The organism is Pseudoalteromonas sp. S1727 (assembly GCF_005886375.1).
Taxonomy (GTDB): Bacteria; Pseudomonadota; Gammaproteobacteria; order Enterobacterales; family Alteromonadaceae; genus Pseudoalteromonas; species Pseudoalteromonas haloplanktis.
Window position 1 is genome coordinate 1 of record NZ_PNDT01000370.1, and the last position, 208, is coordinate 208.

Sequence of the window (208 nt, forward strand, 5' to 3'; positions counted from 1 at the left end):
TAATTGATGTAGCCACTATAACCGGTGCCAGTATTGTTGGCCATGGTGCTCATGCCACAGGGTTGTTATCAAACCACAATCCACTGGCACATGACTTATTAAAAGCATCTGAACAAAGTGGCGACCGTGCATGGCAATTACCACTGTGGGATGATTACCAAGATCAACTTGAAAGCACATTTGCTGATTTCACCATCTTAGGTGGTCG

The 208-nt window shown here is 44.7% G+C and carries 1 pseudogene; it reads left to right on the plus strand.

Annotated features, from left to right (window positions below):
• Positions 1–208: pseudogene (locus CWB85_RS22335) on the plus strand (leucyl aminopeptidase); the annotation flags it as partial.